We start from the raw sequence: 20,238 nt of genomic DNA on the forward strand, positions 1-20,238 counted from the left end.
GCCCCTTTGGGGAGAGGGTTAGGGTGAGGGGCACTCAGCGTCTCACCGGTGCCCCGTTCGCCACATAATACGCCGCCGTGCTCTTCGCCAGCGGCTCGCGCCCGCGAATGGCGTCGGCAATTTTCTCGCCAATCATGATGGTCGTGGCGTTCAGGTTGCCGGTAATGATCTGCGGCATGATCGACGCATCCACCACGCGTAACCCTTCCAGCCCGTGAACGCGGCCTTCGCCGTCGACCACCGCCATCTCGTCATAGCCCATTTTGCAGCTCCCGCACGGGTGGAAGGCGGTTTCGGCGTGGTTACGCACGAACTCGTCCAGCTGCTCGTCGGTCTGACATTCGATACCGGGACTGATTTCGCGGCCGCGGTATTTGTCCAGCGCCGGCTGGTGCATGATCTCACGGGTGATGCGGATCGCGTCACGGAACTCCTGCCAGTCCTGCTCGTGGGACATATAGTTGAACAGGATCGCCGGATGCTGGTGCGGATCGCGCGATTTAATACGCACGTGACCACGGCTTGGCGAACGCATGGAGCCCACGTGGCACTGGAAGCCGTGCTCTTTTACCGCGTTTGAACCGTTGTAGTTAATGGCTACCGGCAGGAAGTGGTACTGAATGTTCGGCCATTCAAACTCCTCGCGGCTGCGGATAAACCCGCCCGCCTCGAAGTGGTTGCTCGCCCCCACGCCGGTGCCGCCAAACAGCCACTCGGCGCCAATCTTCGGCTGGTTCCACCACTGCAGGGCAGGGTAGAGGGAGACCGGCTCTTTGCATTCGTACTGGAGGTACATCTCCAGGTGATCCTGCAGGTTTTCGCCCACGCCGGGCAGGTCGTGGACCAGCGGAATATCGAACTGCTTCAGCAGGTCCGCGTTGCCCACGCCGGAGCGCTGAAGGATCTGCGGCGAAGCAATCGCGCCTGCACACAGCAGCACCTCTTTTTTCGCCGTCGCTCTGGACGGAATAGTGCTTTCGCCCTCCAGCCACTCGACGCCTGACGCACGTTTGCCGTCAAACAGAATGCGATCGGTCATGGCGTGGGTGCGGATGGTCAGGTTCGGGCGCGGTTTGGCCTGATCGAGATAGCCGCGCGCGGTGCTGGCGCGTCGGCCCTGCGGCGTGACCGTGCGGTCCATCGGGCCGAAGCCCTCCTGCTGGTAGCCGTTGAGGTCGTCGGTACGCGGATAGCCCGCCTGCACGCCCGCTTCCACCATCGCCTCAAACAGCGGGTTCACGCCCGGCTTAGAGGTGGTGACGCTCACCGGACCGTCGCCGCCGTGGTAGTCGTTCGGCCCCACGTCGCGGGTTTCTGCCTTGCGGTAGTAGGGCAGGCAGTTGAGATAGCTCCAGTGTTCCAGACCTGGCTCTTTGGCCCAGTTGTCCAGATCCATCGCGTTACCGCGGATGTAGCACATGCCGTTGATCAGCGACGAGCCGCCCAGCCCTTTGCCGCGTCCGCACTCCATGCGGCGGTTGTTCATGTACGGCTCAGGTTCGGTTTCGTACGCCCAGTTGTAGCGCTTGCCCTGCAGCGGAAACGCCAGCGCGGCGGGCATCTGGGTGCGGAAGTCAAAGCGGTAATCCGGGCCGCCCGCCTCAAGCAGCAGGACGGTGGTAGCCGGATCTTCAGTCAGTCGTGTCGCCAGAACGTTGCCGGCAGAGCCGGCTCCGATAATGATGTAGTCAAATTGCAAAAAAACCTCCCGGTTAAAATATGGACTGGAATTTACCCATCTCAACCTGGATGGACTTCACCTGGGTGTAGCTCTGGAGCGTCATCACCCCATTCTCGCGGCCAATGCCGGAGTGTTTATAGCCGCCAACCGGCATCTCCGCCGGGGATTCCCCCCAGGTGTTGATCCAGCAGATACCCGCTTCAAGCTGATGAATGGCGCCGTGGGCGCGGTTCAGGTCGGCCGTGACGATACCCGCCGCCAGACCGTAGTCGGTATCGTTGGCGCGGCGGATCGCTTCTTCCTCGGACGCGTAGGTGAGGATGGACATCACCGGGCCGAAGATCTCCTCGCGCACGATGGTCATCTCGTCTGTGCAGTCAGTGAACACGGTCGGGGCCACCCACGCGCCGTTATCAAAACCTTCGCCCTTCAGCACGTCGCCGCCGCACAGCACGCGCGCGCCTTCTGCTTTGCCTTTGGCGATGTAGCGCAGCACATTGTCACGGTGCGGGAAGCTGACCAGCGGGCCAAAGTTAGTGCGTTCATCGAACAGATCGCCCGCGCGGATGCGGCCCACGCGCTCAACGATTTTCTGCTCAAACGCCGCCTTAACCTTCGCGGGGACGAACACGCGGGTGCCGTTGGTGCACACCTGGCCGGAGCTGAAGAAGTTCGCCATCATGGCGATGTCGGCCGCGAGATCGAGATCCGCATCGTCGAAAATAATCAGCGGAGATTTGCCACCCAGCTCCATCGTCACCTCTTTCAGGGACGAGCCCGCCGCGTTGGCCATCACTTTTTTGCCGCTGGCGACGCCGCCGGTAAAGGAGACTTTAGCGATACCCGGATGTTCAGTCAGGTACTGGCCGGTCTCCGCACCCACGCCCGGCAGGACGTTAAACACGCCGTCCGGCAGACCCGCTTCGGTATAGATTTCGGCAAGTTTCAGGGCGGTAAGCGGGGTCACTTCGCTTGGCTTGAAGATCATCGCGTTACCTGCCGCCAGCGCCGGGGCGGATTTCCACAGGGCGATCTGGATCGGGTAGTTCCACGCGCCGATACCCGCCACTACGCCCAGCGGTTCGCGGCGGGTATAGACGAACGACGTCTCGCGCAGGGGGATCTGGCTGCCTTCCAGCGCCGGGATCAGCCCCGCGTAATACTCCAGCACGTCCGCGCCGGTGACGATGTCCACGGTTGAGGTTTCGGAATACGCTTTACCGGTGTCGAGGGTTTCCAGCTTGGCCAGCTCGTCGTTCCGCTCGCGCAGGATGTCGACGGCGCGACGCAGAATGCGCGAACGCTCCATCGCAGTCATTGCCGCCCAGATCTTTTGCCCGCGCTTTGCGCTTTCCACAGCGCGGTCCACATCCTCGCGCCCGGCGGCCTGCACGCTTGCCAGGACTTCACCGTTGGCCGGGTTGATGGTCTCGAAGGTGCGACCGCTGGTGGCGGATGTATAACCACCATTGATATAAAGCTGCTGTTCTGCCATTCGGGACATAAATTCTCCTCGGTTATTCGGTCGGTAAATGCTGGCTGATGAAGTGGCTGGTGAGCGACTGGGCCAGATTTTTATCCAGCGGTTTACCGCTCAGGGCGGCGCGCAGCCACAGGCCGTCAATCAGTGCCGCCAGCCCGTAGCCCGCTTCCTGGGCCTGTTCGCGCGGCAGCTCGCGGCGGAACTCGTACACCAGGTTTGAGAGCAGACGGCGGCTGCTCACCTGCTGCAGACGGTAGAGCATCGGCTGGTGCATGCTGCTCGCCCAGAAGGCCAGCCAGGCCTTCATCGCCGCGCTGCTGACCTGGGTTTCATCAAAGTTACCGCCGACAATCGCCTGCAGCCGCTGCTCCGCGCTGCCGTCCGGCAGGGCATGCAGGCGGCTTAATACCGCGTCGCGCAGCTGGCCGGTGATGTCGCGCATGGTCGCTTCCAGCAGGCCGTTTTTGTCTCTGAAGTAGTGACTGATGATCCCCGTGGAAACGCCTGCGCGACGGGCGATCTGCGCGATCGTCGCGTCATGCATTCCCACTTCATTTATTGCTTCCAGCGTGGCGTTGATCAGTTGCCTGCGCCGGATCGGCTGCATCCCCACTTTGGGCATTTTTGCCACTCCATTCATCAGCGTTGGTTAACCATTAAAGCGGTTTTTGATTGGACGTTCAATATAAAATGTGTCTTAATTGTTGCGGATTTGGATTTTAATAGTTACAAAAATAGTGGGGATACTGGATGACAGATCTTTCGCAAAACAGAGAAAAGGACAAAATCAATCCGGTTGTTTTTTATACTTCCGCAGGACTGATTTTGTTGTTTTCCCTGACGACGATCTTCTTTAGCAACTTCTCTGCCGAGTGGATTGGACGCACCCTGAACTGGGTGTCGAAGACCTTCGGCTGGTACTACTTACTGGCGGCGACGCTCTATATCGTCTTTGTGGTCTGCGTGGCCTGCTCGCGTTTCGGCTCCGTGAAGCTTGGACCCGAGCACTCAAAACCCGAGTTCAGCCTGCTGAGCTGGGCGGCGATGCTGTTTGCCGCAGGTATCGGCATCGATCTGATGTTCTTCTCCGTGGCCGAACCGGTCACGCAATATATGCAGCCGCCGGAAGGGGCGGGGCAGACGATGGAGGCCGCGCGCCAGGCGATGGTCTGGACCCTGTTCCACTACGGCCTGACCGGCTGGTCGATGTACGCCCTGATGGGGATGGCGCTGGGATACTTTAGCTACCGTTATAATTTGCCTCTGACCATCCGCTCCGCGCTGTACCCGATATTCGGGAAAAAAATAAACGGCCCGATTGGCCACAGCGTGGATATTGCAGCGGTGATCGGCACCATCTTCGGGATCGCCACCACGCTGGGGATTGGCGTGGTGCAGCTCAACTATGGGCTGAGCGTGCTGTTTGATATTCCGGATTCGATGGCGGCGAAAGCGGCGCTGATTGCGCTCTCGGTGATTATCGCCACCATTTCGGTGACCTCCGGCGTGGATAAGGGCATCCGCGTGCTCTCCGAGCTGAACGTCGCGCTGGCGCTGGGTCTGATCCTGTTCGTGTTGTTTATGGGTGATACCTCGTTCCTGCTCAATGCTTTAGTGCTGAACGTGGGCGACTACGTGAACCGCTTTATGGGCATGACGCTGAACAGCTTCGCCTTTGATCGTCCGGTGGAGTGGATGAACAACTGGACGCTCTTCTTCTGGGCGTGGTGGGTGGCGTGGTCGCCGTTCGTTGGCCTGTTCCTGGCACGTATTTCACGTGGCCGCACCATCCGTCAGTTTGTGATGGGCACGCTGATTATCCCGTTTACCTTTACACTGCTGTGGCTGTCGGTGTTTGGTAACAGCGCGCTGCATGAGATTATCCACGGCAACGCGACCTTTGCGCAGGAAGCGATGGCGCACCCGGAGCGCGGCTTCTACAGCCTGCTGGCGCAGTATCCGGCGTTTACCTTTAGCGCCTCCGTGGCGACCATCACCGGCCTGCTGTTCTACGTCACCTCGGCGGATTCCGGCGCGCTGGTGCTGGGCAACTTCACCTCGAAGCTTAAGGACATCAACAGCGACGCGCCAAACTGGCTGCGCATCTTCTGGTCCGTCGCCATCGGCCTGCTGACGCTCGGCATGCTGATGACCAACGGCATTTCCGCCCTGCAGAACACCACGGTGATCATGGGGCTGCCGTTCAGCTTCGTCATCTTCTTCGTGATGGCCGGGTTGTATAAATCTCTCAAAGTGGAAGATTACCGCCGCGTCAGCGCCAGCCGCGACACCGCGCCACGTCCGATGGGGGCGCAGGACAGACTGAGCTGGAAGAAACGCCTGTCGCGCCTGATGAACTACCCGGGCACGCGCTACACCCGCCAGATGATGGAGACGGTCTGTTTCCCGGCGATGGAGGAGGTGGCGCAGGAGCTGAAACTGCGTGGTGCTTATGTGGAGCTGAAAAACCTGCCACCGGAAGAGGGGGAAAACCTGGGGCATCTGGATCTGCTGGTGCATATGGGCGACGAGCAGAACTTTGTCTACCAGATCTGGCCGCAGCAGTACTCGGTGCCCGGATTCACCTACCGGGCGCGCAGCGGGAAATCGACCTACTACCGGCTGGAGACCTTCCTGCTGGAAGGGAGTCAAGGAAATGATTTGATGGATTACAGCAAGGAGCAGGTGATTACGGACATTCTGGACCAGTATGAACGGCACCTGAACTTTATCCATCTGCACAGGGAAGCGCCGGGGAATAGTGTGATGTTTCCGGATGTTTAAACAAAATCTGAAAAATACGTTTTACTGTATTTAAATACAGTAAAACGTCCTGGTGTTACTCAGGGAAGAGTAATATTGCTGCTGGAGCCTGATGGTGTCGCATCCAGGCGGTTGTCGCAATTCAGGAAGGAATAGTGGATGAGTCATGCGATAGAGTTTATCGAAACATCGCTCTTCACCCGGCAGATTAAAAGCATTGCTACGGATGATGAATTAAGGGATCTACAAAAAGAGCTCATTGCCAGGCCCGATAAAGGCGATCTTATCCAGCATACGGGTGGGTTACGTAAAATCAGGATTTCCGCAGGTTCAAAGGGGAAAAGAGGCGGAGCCAGGGTCATCTATTTTCTCGCAACGCGGGAGGTCATTTATTTCATCATGGCGTATCCAAAGAGCATCAAGGATAGCCTGACTGATGCTGAGAAAGCAGAGTTCAAAAAACTCACGACAGTTCTTCTGCATACCGCTTCCAATGTTGTTTCTGAAAGGTGTACAATGTACTCCATCAGGCATGAGGAGGTAGGTAATGAGTATCTTTGACGATGTGAAAGCTTCACTGGAAGAGGCTGTTGAGATCCAGGCTGGCAGGAAAGCCCCCTCAAGAGTGACGCGTTATGAGGTGGCTGATGTGCGGGCAATCAGAGAACAGCTAAGCGTCACCCAAAGTGAAATGGCGAAGGCGCTGGGCACGAGCGTTGATACGATAAAAAGTTGGGAGTCGAAACGTCGAAATCCAACGGGATTGGCGGCGAAAGTGCTGAATGTGATTCGGGAGAATCCTGCCTTTTTCAGAGCGCTTGCGGGGCAGTGAAGAGCCATCATGCCGGGTGGCGGCGATGCCTTACCCGGCCTACGATAGTGCAGTATTTAGATCTGCTGGTGAACATGGCGATGAGCAGAACTTTTTCTACCAGATCTGCCCGCAACAGTACTCGTTACTCTGGTTTACTCACCGGGCGCGTAGCGGTTAAAACTTACCCAAGGAAGCTGTGAATGGAAATTACCTCGCTGGCAAGTACCTATAAATTTTTCATCCCTCTATTACCTTATTTGAAGAAATTAATTATTGTTGAAACATTCTTTTCTTTGTCAAATGAGAAGAAGGAAGAGGCTTTAGATTATTTGAAGGAAGGGATAAAAGAGGAAGACCCAATAGGAAAATACAAGCAAAAACTTAAGCTGTCTGATTTTAAATTGTGTGATGACTTTTATTTAAATATTTACATCCTTAGGTATTACCTTGAAAACATCAAGGAGCGCGGGGGTTTTTGTAAGTCTTTATTTCTTGTGAAAGGTTTTTATACTTATGAAAACTCTGAGGTGAAGCTTAAAAGAAATTTGTTATGGCTTCCTTTCTTAATGTTTTTTTTAGGATTGCTTGCCGGTTATGGGGCTTTGTTGTTGTGGTGTGGGACAATATCTTACCCAATGAAATGGTTATATGTCGGTGGGTGTGCTTTTATATTTATTCAGTATGTTTACTATTCTCTTTACAGCTTGTTGAATTATATTCGCTTAAAATTGAAGGTTGAGGAATTTAACTTCTTAATAACGCTGTATCGCCTGGATGAGATGCTCAATAAACTATAGCAACTGGAAGAAGATTTACAGCAGTCAGTCGCGCGTTACAACAACGTGATCACCCGGTCGTTATTTAGTAACCAGTGAACTGTAAATAGCATGTTTTCCTTAAACTCAGCCTGGGAGCGGGTCAGGGCCAGCGTAAGTGTTCTTTCATCGAGTCGCGTAATACGAGCACAGTCAAAATCCATAAAAGTCTTCACCTGCGGAAAGAGCGCCTTAAACAGACTCTCTTTGGCGCTAAACGTCAGCGTCAGCGCCAGCGCGAAAGGGTAGCCCGAACGCGTCAGGCACATCGCTTCCTGCGCATCAATAATGCCATCCTGGATTTCCCGGGCTTCACGGTCTGGAAGTATGGCTTCGCAATCAATACCCACCCGCGCATCGGGATGACGGACGACAACCGCCATTGCCTGCGTGCCGCTGTGGGTGATGCTGCCTGAAATGCCTTCTGGCCAGAGTGGTTCGCCGCTGGGGCCGATGCCGGGAACGGTGTGGTCAGGTAAGGCATGCGCGGCGGCGATGCGGCCAGCCAGATGCTCTGCTTTGCGTTTGCGTCCGGCGTTTGCAAGTTCAGCGTGATGGGGGAGCCAGAGGAGATCGGCGTCGGTGAAGGTCGTGGGATCGAAGGTGACGTGGTGGACGGTGTGATTGGCGAGAATGAGCGTGCGGTGGGTGGTGTGCATGGTTTTCCCCTCACCCTGACCCTCTCCCCTGAGGGGAGAGGGAAGGATTGACTTCAGTGCCTTAAAAACGCGTATTCACGCTCATATACCAGGTGCGACCCGGCTCATTATACGTATACGCCCCTGCACCGTACATATACGCGCCGGTGGTGGCGTTACCCGTGGTCTGGGCATTACCCGCACGCCACTGGCGCTTGTCGAAGACGTTATCCACGCCGCCGGTCAGGCTGACGTTTTTGGTCATGTCCCAGGTCGCGCTCAGACCCACGATGCTGTACGGGCTGACTTCGTCTTTCTCAGAACCGGTCACCGGCTGACCTTTGTAGTTGTACTTCTTCGGCTGCTGCTTGCCGTACCAGGTGAAAGTCGACTGGAGCGACACGTCCTGATGGACCTGCCAGCTCAGGGTCGAGTTCAGCGTGTACTCCGGGATAATCGACAGACGATCGCCGGTCTCCTTGTTCTTGCTCTGCAGCATGTAAGTAATATTGTTGGTCCAGTTAATGGTGTCGCTGACCGGCACGTTCAGGGATCCTTCCAGCCCTTCAACCACCGCTTTCGGCACGTTTTCCCACTGGTAGATATCGGTCTGCACTTTGCCGGAAGAGGTGTGACCAATCGGCGCGTAGCCCGCTTCAATCTTGTCGCGGTAGTCGTTGCGGAACCAGGTCACGCCCGCCAGCCAGCCGTCGCGCTTCCACTCCAGACCAATCTCTTTGTTGATGCTGGTTTCGGCCTTCAGATCCTCATTACCCATCATGTAGCAGCCCACGCCGTCGGAGCTGGCGTAGCAGCCCTGGCCTTTGCTGTAGAGCAGGTAGTTCGGGTTGGTCTGGTACAGGCTCGGCGCTTTGTAAGCCCGCGCGATCCCCATCTTCAGCGTGAAGTTATCCCCCAGACCTTGCGACAGGTTCAGGGACGGGCTCCAGTTGTTGCCGACGATGGTGTGATGGTCGAAGCGCAGCGCCGGAGTCAGCGTGGTGCTGTCGGTTAGCTCCATATTGTTCTCGGCGAACAGGGAGAAAATCTCTGCCGAGGTGTATGGACTGCGATCGTTACTCATCCCCGGAATGGTGCCGCCCTGCTGGGTTTGCGTGAAGGAGGTGGAATCCTTCATGCGCTGCTGGTTCCATTCGGTGCCCAGCGTCAGATTCTGGTTGACGAGGAAATCAATCGGCAGGTTGATCTCGCTGTGCAGCATCACGTCGGCCAGGTCGGTGTCGGTGAATTTTTCGCTGTTGAACAGGCCTTCCAGACCCCCTGCCAGCCCTTCGCCCAGACGGGAGTTGCGGGTGTGCTCGTACTGCGCCCAGTTGCTGGTGGTTATGCCGTTATCCCAGCCGCCGTTCCAGGTAACGGCGAAGTTCTGGCGATAGATACGGTTGGTCTCTTTGCCGTAATTCTTTTTCACCAGCGCGTTGTCGTTGTTGGTGTTCTGGGTGTCACCCGCGTAGAGGTTGTTCTGGCGGCTGTAACCTGCTTCAAACTCCAGGGACTGCATCGGCGCGAAGTCCCAGCGGACCACCCCGTTAATGTCTTTGTTCTCCACACCTTCCCGGCCAGCCGGCAGGGTATTGGCGTAGGCGCCGGTACGCTCAGACTGGTGACCCTGGTTGATGTCCCACGCGTCGGCTTGCGTTTTGTCCAGGTTACCAAACATGCGGAAGCTGAAATCGCCGCCAAGCGGGCCGCTCAGGCTGAAGTTGGTGCGTTTGGTGGAACCTTCGTCCTTGTGTTCTGGCGCATTCAGGTAGGTGTTCCAGGAGCCATGCCACTGGTCGTCGAATTTTTTGGTGATGATGTTCACCACGCCGCCTGCCGCACCGTTGCCGTAGCGCGCGGCCGCCGGTCCGCGGATCACTTCGATGCGCTCGATCATCTCTGGCGGTACCCAGCCGGTATCGCCGCGGGTATCACGCTCGCCGCGCCAGCCCAGACGGATGGAGTTACGGCTGGTTACCGGCTTGCCGTCGATCAGGATCAGGGTGTTTTCCGGCCCCATGCCGCGAATATCAATCTGACGGTTATTCCCGCGCTGGCCGCTGGTGGAGTTCCCGGTCAGGTTCACGCCCGGCATGGTACGGATGATTTCCGCCACGTCGCGCGCGGGCGGGTTTTTACGGATCTCATCGGCGGTGATGGTTGATACCCCCGGTGCCTGCAGGTTCTGCTCGGCGGCGGTGATGACCATGGTGTCTTCGTGCTGCGCGGAGGCGTTGTTATCGTCTGCCAGCGCGGGCAGCGCGGCGCCGTAAATCCCTAAATTGACCAGCAAGGCCAGAGAGTGAATCTTCTTATTCATTGTACGTCCTGCTTTTATGGTTGTTTTATGAGCGCTTCCCACAGCGCGGCCACTACGCTATTGCAAATGCAAATAGTTATCAATAATATTATCAATAAAATTTGCTCTGAAACAAAAAAGACTGTTAAACATGAGGTTATAAGGGTGACGGCGTTAACAACGGGCAGTGAAGCGTGGTGGCAGTCGAAAAACGGGCCTGAATGGACACGGGAAAAAGGAAAATATCGCGTCACGTTCTGGTGGCGTGACCCGGCAGGAACGCAAAGAACGTCACCGATCAAACGCGTCTGGCTCTACGTCACCGGGGTGACCGATCACCACCAGAATGCCCGCCCGCAATCCCTTGAACGCATCCCGGATACCGACGTCTGGCAGTGGCAGGGCGAATTTTTCCCCGCGTGGCGCGGGAGCTACTGTTTTATCCCCTCTGTGAATGAAAACGATTTTGCCGACGCCGTGTTCGCAGGCCAGAAGCCGGACCGCCTGGCGCTGCGCGAAGGCTGGCGAAAACTGCTGCCGCACGCGGTGTCTGACCCGCTAAATCCGCAGAGCTGGCGCGGCGGGCGCGGCCATGCCGTCTCGGCGCTGGAGATGCCGGAAGCACCGGTTCAGCCGGGCTGGCAACATTCCGATACCCCTCAAAACGCGCCGGTCTGCATTGAATGGGAAAGCGCGCGCCTGAAAAACCGCCGCCGTGTATGGATTTTTACCACCGGGGACGAAAACCCTGAACGCCCGCTGGCCGTGCTGCTCGACGGTCAGTTCTGGGCCGAAAGCATGCCCGTCTGGCCTGCGCTGACGTCGCTTACTGCCGGGCGCAAGCTGCCGCCAGCCGTCTACGTGTTAATCGATGTGATCGACATGGCGCATCGCAACAGCGAACTGCCCTGTAACCCCGATTTCTGGCTGGCGGTGCAGGAAGAACTTCTCCCGCTTGTCAAAAAACACGCGCCGTTCAGCGACCGCGCCGACCGTACGGTGGTGGCGGGCCAAAGCTTTGGCGGACTCTCTTCCCTGTATGCGGGCCTCAACTGGCCGCAGCGTTTTGGCTGCGTGCTAAGTCAGTCCGGCTCCTACTGGTGGCCGCATCGCGGCGGGCAGCAGGAGGGACGCCTTATCGAACAACTCAGGGCGGGGGAGATAACCGCGCGTGGGCTGCGCATTGTCCTGGAGGCCGGGCGCAACGAGCCGCTCATTTTCAACGCGAATCAGGCGATTTACGCCGAACTGCATGCGCAACAGCAGGTTTACTGGCGTCAGGTTGACGGCGGGCACGATGCGCTTTGCTGGCGCGGGGGGCTGACGCAGGGGCTGATCACCCTCTGGCAGCCGCTTATTCAATAACGGAGTCTGTATGGAATTCAGCAATCCTTTCGATAATCCGCAGGGACAGTTTGCCATTTTGCAAAACGACCAGGGGCAGTACAGCCTGTGGCCGCAGCAGTGCGAACTGCCGGCAGGGTGGCGTGTGGTGTGCGAGGCACAGTCCCAGGAAGCGTGCCAGCAGTGGCTGGCGGAATGCTGGCAAACGCTGGAACCGTCTCATTTTGCAAAGGGGAACGCATGAACCGTCTGCCTCTCGTTGCCGCCCAGCCGGGTATCTGGATGGCGGAACAGTTATCCACGTTGCCAAACGCCTGGAGCGTGGCGCACTACACCGAGCTGAAAGGGGATATCGACGCGCCGCTGATGGCAAAAGCCATTGCGGCGGGCATGATGCAGGCCGATACCCTGCGCACGCGCTTTACGCAAGAGAACGGTGAGGTATGGCAGTGGGTAGATGAAGCCTTCATTCTGCCGGAACCGTCCATCGTGCGCGTCGACTCGCATGACGCTGCTATGGCGCTGATGGAGGCCGATCTCAACCAGAACCTGCGCGTTGACAGCGGCCAGCCGCTGGCGTTTCACCAGCTGATTCAGGTGGGGGAGCAGTGCTGGTACTGGTATCAGCGTTATCACCATCTGGTTGTGGATGGCTTCAGTTTCCCGGCCATTACCCGCCAGATTGCCGCAATTTATTCCGCATGGCAAAAGGGCGAACCCACGCCTGAGTCTCCGTTCACGCCGTTTGCGGAGGTGGTGGAAGAGTACCAGCGCTATCGCGACAGTGAAGCCTGGCGGCGCGACGGTGCCTTCTGGGCCGAACAGCGCAAGCAGCTGCCTTCGCCGGTCTCGCTCTCTTCCGCGCCGCTGCCGGGCCGTGCCGCGACAACGGATATTCTGCGCCTGAAAATCGCCACTGACGGTCGTGCCTTTAGCCGGCTTGTACAGGCGGCAGGGCAGGTGCAGCGCGCCGAACTGGCGCTTGCGCTGGTGACGCTCTGGCTCGGGCGCCTCACCGGACGGCTGGACTACGCCGCCGGGTTTATCTTTATGCGCAGGATGGGATCGGCCGCGCTGACCGCGACCGGGCCAGTGCTCAACGTCCTGCCGCTGGCGGTGAATATCAATCCGCAGGAGAGCCTGCCGGACCTGGCGCAGCGCCTGGCGAACCAGCTAAAAAAAATGCGCCGCCACCAGCGCTACGACGCCGAGCAGATCGTGCGCGACAGCGGGAAAGCGGCGGGCGACGAGCCCCTGTTTGGCCCCGTGTTGAACGTGAAGGTGTTCGACTACCGGCTGGAACTCGACGGTGTGGAGGCCATCACCCACACGCTGGCGACCGGCCCGGTGAATGACCTTGAGCTGGCGCTGTTCCCGGATGAACAGGGGGGACTCAGTATTGAAATCCTCGCCAGTAAGCTGCGTTATAATGAAGCGACGCTTACCCGTCATGTTGCCCGTCTGAACGCGATGCTCATTCAGTTTGCCGCCAACCCGGACCTGCGCTGTGGCGAGGTGGAGACCGTTTCAGAACAGGAGTATGCGCAGCTTGCGCGCATCAACGATACCGGGCTGGCGCTGCCGTCCACTACGCTCGCCGATCTGGTGGCGGAGCAGGCAAGCAACACGCCTGACGCCCCCGCGCTGGCGGATGCGCACATCGAGCTTACCTATCGCCAGATGCGTGAGCAGGTGGTGGCACTGGCAAACCTGCTGCGCGAGCGTGGCGTGAAGCCGGGCGACAGCGTGGCGGTGGCGCTGCCGCGCTCGGTGTTCCTGACGCTGGCCTTACACGGCATTGTCGAAGCGGGTGCCGCGTGGCTGCCGCTGGACACCGGCTACCCGGACGACCGCCTGCGGATGATGCTGGAGGACGCGAAGCCGTCCCTGCTCATTACCACCGACGAGCAGCGTCCGCGCTTTAGCGATCTGCCGATTCCCACCTTTAGTTACAACACACTATTACCGACCGCGGGGGCTGAGCCGCTGCGCCTGGCGAAGCCGGAGCAGACGGCGTACATCATCTTTACCTCCGGTTCGACGGGGCGTCCGAAAGGGGTGATGGTCGGGCATACTGCCATCGTTAACCGTCTGAAGTGGATGCAGGATCACTACCCACTGAACGCGAGCGACGTGGTGGCGCAGAAAACGCCGTGCAGCTTTGACGTGTCGGTGTGGGAGTTCTGGTGGCCGTTTATCGCCGGGGCGAAGCTGATGATGGCCGAGCCGGACGCGCATCGCGATCCGCAGGCGATGCAGAGCTTCTTCGCGCACTACGGCGTGACTACTACCCACTTTGTGCCGTCGATGCTGGCGGCGTTTGTCGCCTCGCTGACGGCGGAAAACGTCGGGTGCTGCAACACGCTTAAGCAGGTGTTCTGCAGCGGCGAAGCGCTGCCGACAGCGCTGTGCCGCGAGTGGGAAGCGTTGACCCATGTGCCGCTGCATAACCTCTATGGTCCAACCGAAGCGGCGGTGGACGTCAGCTGGTATCCGGCGTTTGGCCCGGAACTGGCGGCTGTTGAAGGCAACAGCGTGCCGATCGGTTTCCCGGTGTGGAACACGGGGCTGCGCATTCTGGATGCGATGATGCGCCCGGTGCCCTTTGGCGTGGCGGGGGATCTTTACCTGACCGGCATCCAGCTGGCGCAGGGGTATCTGGGTCGTCCTGATCTGACCGCCAGCCGTTTTATCGCCGATCCGTTCGCCCCTGGCGAGCGGATGTACCGCACTGGCGACGTCGCCCGCTGGCTGGACAACGGCGCGGTGGAGTATCTGGGCCGCAGCGACGATCAGCTGAAAATTCGCGGCCAGCGCATCGAGCTCGGTGAAATCGACCGGGCGATGCTGTCGCTGCCGGACGTGGCCCAGGCCGTGGCGCATGCCTGCGTGTTCAATCAGGCGGCGGCAACGGGCGGTGATGCGCGCCAGCTGGTGGGGTATGTGGTCTCTGAATCGGGTCTGCCGCTGGATCGCGACGCGCTGCTGGCATCACTCAAAGCACAGCTGCCGCCGCATATGGTGCCGGTGGTGCTGCTGCAAATCAGCGCGCTGCCGTTAAGCGCCAACGGCAAGCTCGACCGTAAGGCGCTGCCGCTGCCGGAGCTGACCAGCAAAACATCCGGTCGCGCGCCGGAAAGCGCAACCGAAATCGGCGTCGCGCAGGCGTTTGCCGCGCTGCTGGGCTGCGAGGTCAACGATACCGAAGCCGACTTCTTTGCCCTTGGCGGCCACTCGCTGCTGGCGATGCGCCTCGCGGCACAGCTGAGCCGCACGTTTGCCCGCAAGGTCACGCCGGGGCAGATTATGGTCGCCTCCACGGTCAGCAAGCTCAGCGCGCTGCTGGACTCGTCGATGAGCGACGCGCAGGCGCAGCGTCTGGGGTATGAAACCCTTCTCCCGCTGCGTGAAAGCGACGGCCCAACGCTGTTCTGCTTCCATCCGGCTTCCGGTTTTGCGTGGCAGTTTAGCGTGCTGGCTCGCTATCTTAGTCCGCGCTGGTCCATTACCGGCATTCAGTCACCTCGCCCGGACGGGCCAATGCAGCAGTGTGCGGATCTGGATGAGGTCATCGAACATCACCTGAAAACCTTGCGCGCACAGCAGCCGCAGGGACCGTATTACCTGTTCGGTTATTCCCTTGGCGGCACGCTGGCGCAGGGCATTGCCGCGCGTCTGTGCGCGCAGGGGGAAGTCGTCGCGTTCCTCGGCCTGCTGGATACCTGGCCGCCGGAAACCCAGAACTGGGCAGAGAAAGAGGCGAACGGCCTCGACCCGGCAGTGCTGGCGGAAATCGAGCGCGAGCGACAGGCGTTTATCGCCGCTCAGCAGGGACAGGGCTCCAGCGAACTGTTTAGCGCTATTGAGGGCAACTACGCTGACGCGGTGCGCTTGCTCACCACGGCACACAGTGCGCGCTTCGAGGGTAAAGCGACGCTGTTTGTGGCCGAGCGCACGCGCACGCAGGATCCGCAGGTTGCGTGGGCACCATGGGTAGGTGAACTGGAGGTGTACAGCCAGGACTGCGCCCACGTGGATATCATTTCACCGCAGGCGTTTGAGAAGATTGGGTCGGTGTTGAGGGAGATTTTGGGGTAGTGAAACTGCCCGGTGGCGCTGCGCTTACCGGGCCTACGGGAGCTGAGTGTAGGCCGGGTAAGGCGAAGCCGCCACCCGGCAATTACCGCCGACCTAACGGCACCACCAGCGGCGTCCCCGCCACTGGATCGTCAATAATCATGCAGCGCATGCCGTAGATCCGCGCGATCAGCTCTGGCGTCACAATCTCCTTTGGCGCGCCCTGCGCCACAATCTCGCCGTCGCGCAGCGCAATCAGATGCGTGGCGTAGCGGCACGCCTGGTTCAAATCATGCAGTACCGCCGCCAGGGTGTAGCCCTGCGTGCGGTTCAGCTCGCTCAGCAGCTCCAGCAGGTCAATCTGATGGCTGATATCCAGCCAGGTCGTCGGTTCGTCCAGCAGCATGATGGCGGTCTCCTGCGCCAGCACCATCGCGATCCACGCCCGCTGGCGCTGCCCGCCGGAGAGGGTGTCCACGCTTTGCAGCGCGAGATCGGTAATCCCGGTCGCCCGCATTGCGCGGTTGACCGCCTCCTCATCCTCTTTACGCCAGCGGGTAAACAGCGGCTGGTGCGGGTAGCGCCCGCGCGAAACCAGCTCCAGCACCGTGATGTCTCCCGGCGTGGTGGCGTTTTGCGCCAGCAATCCGATGCGCCTGGCCACCTCTTTGCTGGGGAAGCGCTGGATCTGCTCGCCGTCGAGGAATACGCTGCCCTCAACCGGCGTCATCAGGCGGCTCAGCGTGCGCAGCAGTGTCGATTTACCGCAGCCGTTCGGGCCGATAATTGCCGTAAAATGGCCGTCCGGGATCGCGACGGTTAAATCACGGGCAATGATTTTTTTGCCGTAGCTGAGGGTGAGGTTTTCGCCGCGCAGGCGGGAGGGGGTATAGGTCATTTCTTGCGTGACTCCTGAACGAGCAAGACGATGAGGTAAATCCCGCCGAGGCTGACGGTCACGACGCCCACCGGCAGTTGATAAGGCATAAACAGCTGCCGGGCGCAGAGATCCGCGGCCAGCAGCAGCACCGCGCCGCACAGCGCCGCCTGGGTCAGACCCCAGCGCGCGGTGCCGCTAAGACGACGGGCGATATGCGGCGCCACCAGGGCGATAAATGAGATTGGCCCGGCGATGGCGGTAGCGGCTGCGGTCAGCAAGACCGCCACCAGCATCAGCATCAGGCGCGAGCGCTCAACGCCGACACCCAGCGCGCAGGCGCTGTCGTCGCCCATCTCCAGCAGACGCATGCGCCGCACCAGCAGCAGTGCGGCAATAAACATCAACATAATCAATGGCGCGGCGGGCCAGGTTTTGCCCCAGGTCAGGCCGTTGAGCGAGCCTGCGTACCACAGCCCGGCGGAGAGCGCGGTTTCCAGCGAGGCCTGCAGCAGCAGCCAGGTATTAAACGCCATCAGCATGGCGCGCACACCAATACCGATGATGATCAGGCGGAAGGTGTCGATACCGTTGCGCCAGGCAAGCAGCCAGATAAGCAGGGACGTGAGCATGCCGCCCGCCATCGCCGTAAAGGTGATGGCCGTCAGGTGCTGACCAAACAGCACCATCGCCACCAGCACGCCGCTCCAGGCGCCGGTATTGAGGCCCATCACGTCCGGGCTGCCGAGCGGGTTGCGCATCAGCGACTGGAATATCGCACCGCTGACGCCGAGCGCCGCGCCCACCAGAATCGCCATCGCCACACGCGGCAGTCGCCATTCGGTGACCACCAGGGAGAGATTGCGCGGTGCGCTGCCGAGCAGGGCGTTAAAGACCTGAGTAAAATCGAGCGTGACCGCGCCGCTGCGCAGGCTCCAGACCGCCAGCAGCAGAATGGCGACAAGCAGCAGTGCGACGCTGGTCATTAAACGACGGGACGGGGCCATCATACGGCACCTCCGCGTTTACGGCGCACGAGGAAGATCAGCACCGGCGCGCCGATAAAGGCGCTGACCACCGAGACGCGCAGCTCGCCGGGTACCAGAAGACGACCCACAACATCGGCCACCAGCAGCAGGGCGGGCGTTGCCAGTAGCGTCACCGGCAGCGACCAGCGGTGATCCGCCCCCACCAGCCAGCGCGCCATGTGCGGCATCATCAGGCCGATAAAGGCTATCGGGCCGACAACCGCCGTCGCGCTGCCGCACAAAACGGTGATGACCAGTAATCCCGTCAGCTGGGTCCGCGCCACGCGGTTGCCGAGCGCGGTGGCGGTGTCGCTCCCGAGACTCAGGCTGTTCAGCGCCCGGCTTAACAACAGCGCCACGGCGGCGGCGATAATCACCGGGATCGCCACCACTTTTAAGGTGTCCAGCGTGCGGATATCCAGCGAGCCGGCCTGCCAGAAACGTAGCCGATCGTAGACGTCCGGGTTGAGCAGGGCGATGCCGCTGGATAGCCCTTCCAGCACCGCGCCGAGCGCCACGCCTGCCAGCGTTAAGCGAACCGGACTCAGCTGGCCGCCGCCCTGGCTGCCGGTAAACGCCACCACCAGCGAGGCGGCCAGCGCGCCGCAGAAGGCCATCACCAGTTGTTCAGACGGCGAGGTCAAACCGAGCAGCGCCGCGCCGAGCACGATGGCAAAGCTGGCTCCGGCGTTAACGCCGAGAATGCCGGGGTCCGCCAGTGGGTTACGGGTGAGGGTTTGCATCAGCGCACCGGCAAGACCGAGTGCGCCACCGGCCAGCAGCCCGGCGAGCGTGCGGGGCAGACGGGCGTCGAGCACGATAACGCAGTCGGCGCTCTGACAGGTGCCGGTGAGCGCATCAACGATAACGGATGCGGGCAGCGGCTTCGCGCCGACCAGCAGGCTGAGTGCAATCGCCAGAATTAACAGCAGCAATAAAACGGGCACGGCAAGGGCGCGCACCGAAGAAGAGGAAAACGACATAGCAACATCCATGACTTGATAATGATAGTGATTATCGTTATCTATCTTATTTGGCTATGTTAGCATGTGCGCCCATGGAAAGGGTAGAATTACACTCAAGGCTTTGTCATGAATCAAAAATCCTGGCTGCTCAACCTCAGCCTGCTTAAAACACACCCGGCGTATCGCGCTGTGTTTATCGCCCGCTTTATCTCCATTTTGTCCCTCGGCCTGCTCGGCGTGGCTGTGCCGGTACAGATCCAGACCATGACGCACTCCAGCTGGCTGGTGGGCCTTTCGGTCACCTTAACCGGTGGGGCGATGTTTATCGGCCTGATGGTCGGCGGCGTGCTGGCGGACCGCTACGAGCGTAAAAAGCTGATCCTGCTGGCGCGCGGCACCTGCGGGGTGGGGTTTGTCGGGCTGTGTTTGAACGCCATGCTGCCTGAGCCGTCGCTGGTGGTCATTTACGCGCTTGGCCTGTGGGACGGTTTCTTTGCCTCGCTGGGCGTGACGGCGTTGCTGGCGGCCACGCCTGCGCTGGTGGGGCGCGAAAACCTGATGCAGGCCGGGGCGATTACCATGCTCACCGTCCGTCTGGGCTCGGTGATTTCGCCTATGGTCGGCGGTCTGCTGCTGGCAACGGGTAACGTAGCCTGGAACTACGGGCTGGCAGCGGCGGGCACGTTTATCACCACGCTGACGCTGCTGCGCCTGCCGCTTCTGCCCCCGCCGCCGCAGCCGCGCGAGCATCCGCTGAAATCACTGATGGCGGCCATTCGTTTTCTGTTCAGCAACCCGCTGATCGGCGGGATTGCGCTGCTCGGCGGCCTGCTGACCATGGCGAGTGCGGTGCGCGTGTTGTACCCGGCGCTGGCGGGCGAGTGGCAGATGAGCGCTTCGGAGATAGGCATTCTCTACGCCGCCATTCCGCTCGGCGCGGCGTGCGGTGCGCTGACCAGCGGCAACCTGGCGCAGAGCGCGCGGCCGGGGTTGATTATGTTGCTTGCCACGCTGGCCTCGTTTATCGCCATTGGCTTCTTCAGCCTGATGCCGGTGTGGGCGCTGGGCGTGATGTGCCTGGTGATTTTCGGCTGGCTGAGCGCCATCAGCTCGCTGTTACAGTACACCCTGATCCAGACCCAGACGCCGGAAGGGATGCTGGGGCGCATTAACGGCCTGTGGACCGCGCAGAACGTGACGGGCGATGCCATTGGCGCGGCGATCCTCGGCGGCCTGGGGACGATAATGACCCCGGTGGCGTCGGCGAGCAGCAGCGGGTTTGTATTAGCCGCTATTGGCGGGATCTTATTGATGTCGTTGGCAGAATTGCGCCGATTCAGGCAGGAGGTTGTGTTTAATAACGGTGCGGCCTGATGCCCTTGTATGTTTAAAGTCACTTCAGTTACCCGTCAACAGACGGGTAAACTGTCACTGAGTTTGACCTGATGCCA

General features: G+C 59.9%; 16 protein-coding genes. 8 read left to right on the forward strand and 8 right to left on the reverse strand.

Annotated elements, in window-relative coordinates; translation table 11 throughout:
* Positions 1 to 34: 34 nt before the first annotated feature.
* Genes betA through betI form a run of 3 tightly spaced genes read right to left on the reverse strand, consistent with a single transcriptional unit; the run spans position 35 to position 3,786 of the window.
* The gene (gene betA, locus GM298_RS16500) at positions 35 to 1,699 is read right to left on the reverse strand and encodes a choline dehydrogenase (RefSeq protein ID WP_045286420.1); all 1,665 of its coding nucleotides are present in this window, start codon (positions 1,697 to 1,699) and stop codon (positions 35 to 37) included.
* A gap of 13 nt (positions 1,700 to 1,712) precedes the next feature.
* A complete protein-coding gene (gene betB, locus GM298_RS16505; RefSeq protein ID WP_025759675.1) occupies positions 1,713 to 3,185 on the reverse strand; it encodes a betaine-aldehyde dehydrogenase in 1,473 nt (490 codons plus the stop codon).
* Positions 3,186 to 3,198: 13 nt separating this feature from the next.
* Complete coding sequence (gene betI / locus GM298_RS16510; protein WP_025759674.1) at positions 3,199 to 3,786, reverse strand: transcriptional regulator BetI; 588 nt, start codon at positions 3,784 to 3,786, stop codon at positions 3,199 to 3,201.
* Positions 3,787 to 3,914: 128 nt separating this feature from the next.
* Here betI and betT point away from each other — a divergent pair, with 128 nt between their 5' ends.
* The 4 genes from betT to GM298_RS16530 all read left to right on the forward strand — a co-directional run bounded on the left by betT (position 3,915) and on the right by GM298_RS16530 (position 7,538).
* Positions 3,915 to 5,948: a choline BCCT transporter BetT gene (gene betT / locus GM298_RS16515; RefSeq protein ID WP_025759672.1), complete on the forward strand. Its 2,034-nt coding sequence runs from the start codon at positions 3,915 to 3,917 to the stop codon at positions 5,946 to 5,948.
* A gap of 138 nt (positions 5,949 to 6,086) precedes the next feature.
* The gene (locus GM298_RS16520) at positions 6,087 to 6,488 is read left to right on the forward strand and encodes a type II toxin-antitoxin system RelE/ParE family toxin (RefSeq protein ID WP_266154592.1); all 402 of its coding nucleotides are present in this window, start codon (positions 6,087 to 6,089) and stop codon (positions 6,486 to 6,488) included.
* Positions 6,475 to 6,759: a NadS family protein gene (nadS, locus tag GM298_RS16525; RefSeq protein WP_025759670.1), complete on the forward strand. Its 285-nt coding sequence runs from the start codon at positions 6,475 to 6,477 to the stop codon at positions 6,757 to 6,759. Before GM298_RS16520 ends, nadS begins: the two co-directional genes overlap by 14 nt.
* 182 nt (positions 6,760 to 6,941) lie before the next feature.
* Positions 6,942 to 7,538: a hypothetical protein gene (locus GM298_RS16530; RefSeq protein WP_266154593.1), complete on the forward strand. Its 597-nt coding sequence runs from the start codon at positions 6,942 to 6,944 to the stop codon at positions 7,536 to 7,538.
* Between the two features lie 35 nt (positions 7,539 to 7,573).
* Here GM298_RS16530 and entD read toward each other — a convergent pair whose 3' ends face one another.
* Both entD and GM298_RS16540 read right to left on the reverse strand, forming a co-directional pair.
* Positions 7,574 to 8,215 carry an enterobactin synthase subunit EntD gene (gene entD / locus GM298_RS16535; RefSeq protein ID WP_266154594.1) on the reverse strand — a complete coding sequence of 214 codons (642 nt, stop codon included), beginning with the start codon at positions 8,213 to 8,215 and terminating at the stop codon, positions 7,574 to 7,576.
* A 61-nt stretch (positions 8,216 to 8,276) separates the two neighbouring features.
* Entirely contained in the window at positions 8,277 to 10,517 is a 2,241-nt protein-coding gene (locus tag GM298_RS16540; RefSeq protein ID WP_045286413.1) for a TonB-dependent siderophore receptor, read from the reverse strand.
* Positions 10,518 to 10,661: 144 nt separating this feature from the next.
* Here GM298_RS16540 and fes point away from each other — a divergent pair, with 144 nt between their 5' ends.
* The 3 genes from fes to entF are packed head-to-tail and all read left to right on the forward strand — an operon-like array spanning position 10,662 to position 15,938.
* Complete coding sequence (gene fes, locus GM298_RS16545) at positions 10,662 to 11,861, forward strand: enterochelin esterase (RefSeq protein WP_266154595.1); 1,200 nt, start codon at positions 10,662 to 10,664, stop codon at positions 11,859 to 11,861.
* Between the two features lie 10 nt (positions 11,862 to 11,871).
* Positions 11,872 to 12,084 (forward strand): MbtH family protein, encoded by a 213-nt coding sequence (locus tag GM298_RS16550; RefSeq protein WP_266154596.1) that lies wholly within the window; start codon positions 11,872 to 11,874, stop codon positions 12,082 to 12,084.
* Positions 12,081 to 15,938 (forward strand): enterobactin non-ribosomal peptide synthetase EntF, encoded by a 3,858-nt coding sequence (gene entF / locus GM298_RS16555; protein WP_266154597.1) that lies wholly within the window; start codon positions 12,081 to 12,083, stop codon positions 15,936 to 15,938. The genes GM298_RS16550 and entF overlap by 4 nt, the downstream gene beginning before the upstream one ends.
* 82 nt (positions 15,939 to 16,020) lie before the next feature.
* Here the strand turns inward: entF and fepC are convergent, their stop codons facing one another.
* From fepC to fepD, 3 genes are read right to left on the reverse strand one after another with little or no spacing between them, the layout of a single operon-like run.
* Positions 16,021 to 16,815 carry an iron-enterobactin ABC transporter ATP-binding protein gene (gene fepC / locus GM298_RS16560; protein WP_266154599.1) on the reverse strand — a complete coding sequence of 265 codons (795 nt, stop codon included), beginning with the start codon at positions 16,813 to 16,815 and terminating at the stop codon, positions 16,021 to 16,023.
* Complete coding sequence (gene fepG / locus GM298_RS16565) at positions 16,812 to 17,804, reverse strand: iron-enterobactin ABC transporter permease (protein WP_164881255.1); 993 nt, start codon at positions 17,802 to 17,804, stop codon at positions 16,812 to 16,814. The genes fepC and fepG overlap by 4 nt, the downstream gene beginning before the upstream one ends.
* Positions 17,801 to 18,805 (reverse strand): Fe(3+)-siderophore ABC transporter permease, encoded by a 1,005-nt coding sequence (gene fepD, locus GM298_RS16570; protein ID WP_266154600.1) that lies wholly within the window; start codon positions 18,803 to 18,805, stop codon positions 17,801 to 17,803. The genes fepG and fepD overlap by 4 nt, the downstream gene beginning before the upstream one ends.
* Before the next feature lie 108 nt (positions 18,806 to 18,913).
* Between fepD and entS the strand changes: the two genes are divergently transcribed.
* Positions 18,914 to 20,161: an enterobactin transporter EntS gene (gene entS, locus GM298_RS16575; RefSeq protein WP_266154601.1), complete on the forward strand. Its 1,248-nt coding sequence runs from the start codon at positions 18,914 to 18,916 to the stop codon at positions 20,159 to 20,161.
* The last annotated feature ends 77 nt before the right edge of the window (positions 20,162 to 20,238 follow it).

Origin of the sequence: Enterobacter sp. HSTU-ASh6, assembly GCF_026319105.1 — a bacterium.
GTDB lineage: Bacteria > Pseudomonadota > Gammaproteobacteria > Enterobacterales > Enterobacteriaceae > Enterobacter > Enterobacter sichuanensis.